We start from the raw sequence: 3,314 nt of genomic DNA, 5'->3' as shown, positions 1-3,314 counted from the left end.
CGAAATGGTTTAGCTATTGCTCCCATTGTTTCTGAGAAATTTTCGGCATATTCTGACTCAAAATCTGACCAAGGAATTAACTCTGCCATAATTACCCATCGGTTTTCTGATGACAACTTACTTTCAAAGGGTAATTCAAAATTTTCTGGGGTAAGCTCCGACTGGCTAGTTTTACGGTACATTTGTTCTTGCTGAGATAAGTGCAAGGGTCTTTTACCAATTTTAGGGGTTTTTCGCCATTTTTACTTAACTTTTTGCTGCGCCCAAAATCCTTGTAACCTTTATTTGCTCAAGGTTGTCAAGTTATTCAGCAAACCCTATTTATCGAGGTTCTTTTTCTGAGTATGAAATCACTTTCTCAACTGGTGGTCTTTTTAGCGGTGATAGAGTAAATATTATCGATTCAGTAAGCGATCGTGACGGGTCGGACAAACTGAGTACTGTAGAATTTGCTGTATTTTCTGACAGAACAGTAGACTTAAGACCAGGACTGGATATTGCTTTCGTCATCGATACTACTGGAAGTATGAGTACCAATATTGGATCTGTTAAAGCTAATGCTCAAAACATTATCAATACTATATTTGACAACGCTCTAAATTCTCGCATAGCTGTAGTAGGCTATAACGATCCTGGTACGAATACCTTTATTTCGTTCACCGACCAACCAACAGTTGACGAGCGTAAAGATGCTGCTATCAATGCCATAAATAGTATTGGTGTTGGTGGTGGTGGAGATGTACCCGAAGCTGTAAATGCTGGATTGATTCGCGCTCTATCTGGCGGTGCTGGACAGTGGCGAGCCGAAGCCAGTGTCAGAAGAATTATTTTATTTGGCGATGCTCCTCCTAAAGATACCGCTCTTCGATCTCAGGTATTGAGTTTGGCTGCTAATACAGGTGTTTCTCTTCCTAATACTCTTTTAGATTCTGCTCCAATATCAATCTTAGGAGATGTTGCAACTACCCAAGTCAACGAGGGTCTAGCGAAGACTGCTTTTGCTATCGAAACTCTGGATGCTGATGGTGAGACAATAGCAGTACCAGTAGAAATTTTTACTATTTTGATTGGCAATAATGCTACCGCAAGAAATAGCTTTGAAAATCTAGCTACGTCAACTGGTGGTCAAGCTTCTGCTGTGAATAATGCTTCTGAAATAGTTGAGGCGATAATTCAAGCTATTAATTTTTCTGATGATTATAAGATTGCTACTGATGAAGACACATCCGTGACAATATTAGCTTCTGAGTTATTTAATAACAATAGCGATATTGACCCAGAAAATATCTTAAGTATTGTCGAAATAAATAATTTATTCAATGGAACAGCAATTATTAATGAGGAAGGAAATATTGAATTTACTCCAAATTCAAACTTTAATGGCAAAATTAAATTTGATTACACATTCACTGATGGTATAGAGAATAATACAGGAACGGTAGAAGTTATAGTAAATCCTGTAAATTATATTCTAATTGCAAATGATGATACTTTTGCTACAGATGAAGATGTTTCTTTGACGATATTAGCCAATGAATTATTCGATAATGATATTAATCTTGACACAGAAAAAAGTCTAAGTATTAGCAGTATAAACAATTTATTCAATGGAACAGCAATTATCAATGCGGAGGGAAATATTGAATTTACTCCTGCTGATGAGTTTAATGGTATTGCCAGTTTTGATTACACCGTTACTGATGGCATAGATAGTGAGATAGCATCAGTAGAAGTCATGGTCAATTTTATTCATGATGCTCCAATTGCCAATACAGATACTGCTGCTACTGATGAAGATACTTCCGTCACCATTCTCGCTTCCGAACTACTCGGTAACGATATAAATGTAGAACAACTGAGCAGTTTGAGCCTTCTAGAAGTTAATAATTCAGCTAACGGTACGGCAGAGATCGATGCAGAAGGAAACGTGGTATTTACTCCCGACCTCAACTTTAACGGCATCGCTAGTTTTAATTACGTTCTGACCGATGGAATAGAAAACAGTACTGGATTGGTACAAGTTAACGTCAATCCCGTTAACGACACTCCTTTTATCACTACTCCCATTCCCGATCTTACGTTAAACAAAAACTCCGCCAATACCATTATTGATTTTGCCGATTATTTTGAAGATATCGAAGAGGGAGATAATTTATTTTATGAAGTCAGTAGTAGATACAGCAGTATTAGAGGAGATGTCTTTGATTTCTTTGGATTCGACTCCACAACCCGTGCTTTAGTGTTGGATTATACCGAAACCTTTATCGGTACTGCTACTATTACAGCTACAGTTATCGATAGTGAAGGTGAATTCGCCGAAGATAGTTTTGATATTACTATTGTTAACAGCCCCGCCGTCGCTGTTACCGATACCTTTACTACTGATGAAAACGTACCTCTAACCATTGTCCCCACACAACTACTCGAAAACGATACCGACCTGGATACGGCAGATATTTTAGAGTTTGTCGGAGCGAGAAATCCCGTTAACGGCACGCTGAGATATGATGAGGCGGGCAATATCGAGTTTACCCCAGTTTTTGGCTTTAACGGAGTAGCCAGTTTTGAATACATCATTACCGACGGGTAATAGCTTTGATGTAAGAATCCAAGAACCTAACTATCTTGACGGTACTCATATTCCCGAACAGGTAAGCTATTTCGTGTTGGAAGCGGGAACTTGGCAGCTAGATAATGGTGCATTATTAGAAGTAGGTACGATAGAGAGTAATGGATTGGTTAATGGCGGTTCAAGTTTCGATACGGTAGATTTTGACCTAGAATTTGCCAGTACCCCCGTAATCTTTTCTCAGGTACAGACCGACAACGATGCTGATTTTGTCAGAACCCGCCAACGCAATAGCTCCACTACTGGTTTTGCAGTGGGTATGGAAGAGGAAGAAGCTAATAAAAATTCGGGTCACGGCAGCGAAACGCTGGGTTGGTTGGCAATGGAAACTGGTTCTGGTCAGTGGGATGATTTTACCTACTTTGCAGATCGTACTGGAGATATTGTCAATCACAACTGGACTTCGGTTGAGTTTGACAGCCTGTTTGCCCAACAGCCCCAAATTATGGCTAATATCAGTACTTACGATGGTCCCGATTCTGCTGGTTTGAGATACCGCAATCTCGACTCTACTGGAGTGGATATCAAGGTTGAAGAGGAAACTAGCTTAGATAGCGAGCAGCAATTCTCATTATGAAAATGATTATCAGTATTTGACAAATTTGAGATGACTAAAAACCTAATTCTTTCGCTCTCAGATTGAATTTTGCTCTTTTATTTCTGATTTAAGTTCTTGCGTTTTCAT

The 3,314-nt window shown here is 39.1% G+C and carries 2 protein-coding genes and 1 pseudogene; 2 read left to right on the top strand and 1 reads right to left on the bottom strand.

From position 1 onward, the window contains the following. A pseudogene (locus H1P_RS35135) lies at positions 1-182 on the bottom strand (IS5/IS1182 family transposase); the annotation flags it as partial. Positions 183-295: 113 nt separating this feature from the next. Here H1P_RS35135 and H1P_RS35130 point away from each other — a divergent pair. Both H1P_RS35130 and H1P_RS35125 read left to right on the top strand, forming a co-directional pair. Further along, the gene (locus H1P_RS35130) at positions 296-2,590 is read left to right on the top strand and encodes a tandem-95 repeat protein (RefSeq protein WP_144876394.1); all 2,295 of its coding nucleotides are present in this window, start codon (positions 296-298) and stop codon (positions 2,588-2,590) included. Further along, positions 2,565-3,206, top strand: a complete 642-nt coding sequence (locus tag H1P_RS35125) for a hypothetical protein (protein WP_144876392.1) — start codon at positions 2,565-2,567, stop codon at positions 3,204-3,206. Before H1P_RS35130 ends, H1P_RS35125 begins: the two co-directional genes overlap by 26 nt. Positions 3,207-3,314: the final 108 nt, after the last annotated feature.

This window comes from Hyella patelloides LEGE 07179 (genome assembly GCF_900659865.1).
In the GTDB taxonomy this organism is placed as follows: Bacteria; Cyanobacteriota; Cyanobacteriia; order Cyanobacteriales; family Xenococcaceae; genus Hyella; species Hyella patelloides.
The sequence above is the reverse complement of the archived record's forward strand: the minus strand, read 5'-3'. Positions and strand labels throughout refer to the sequence as shown.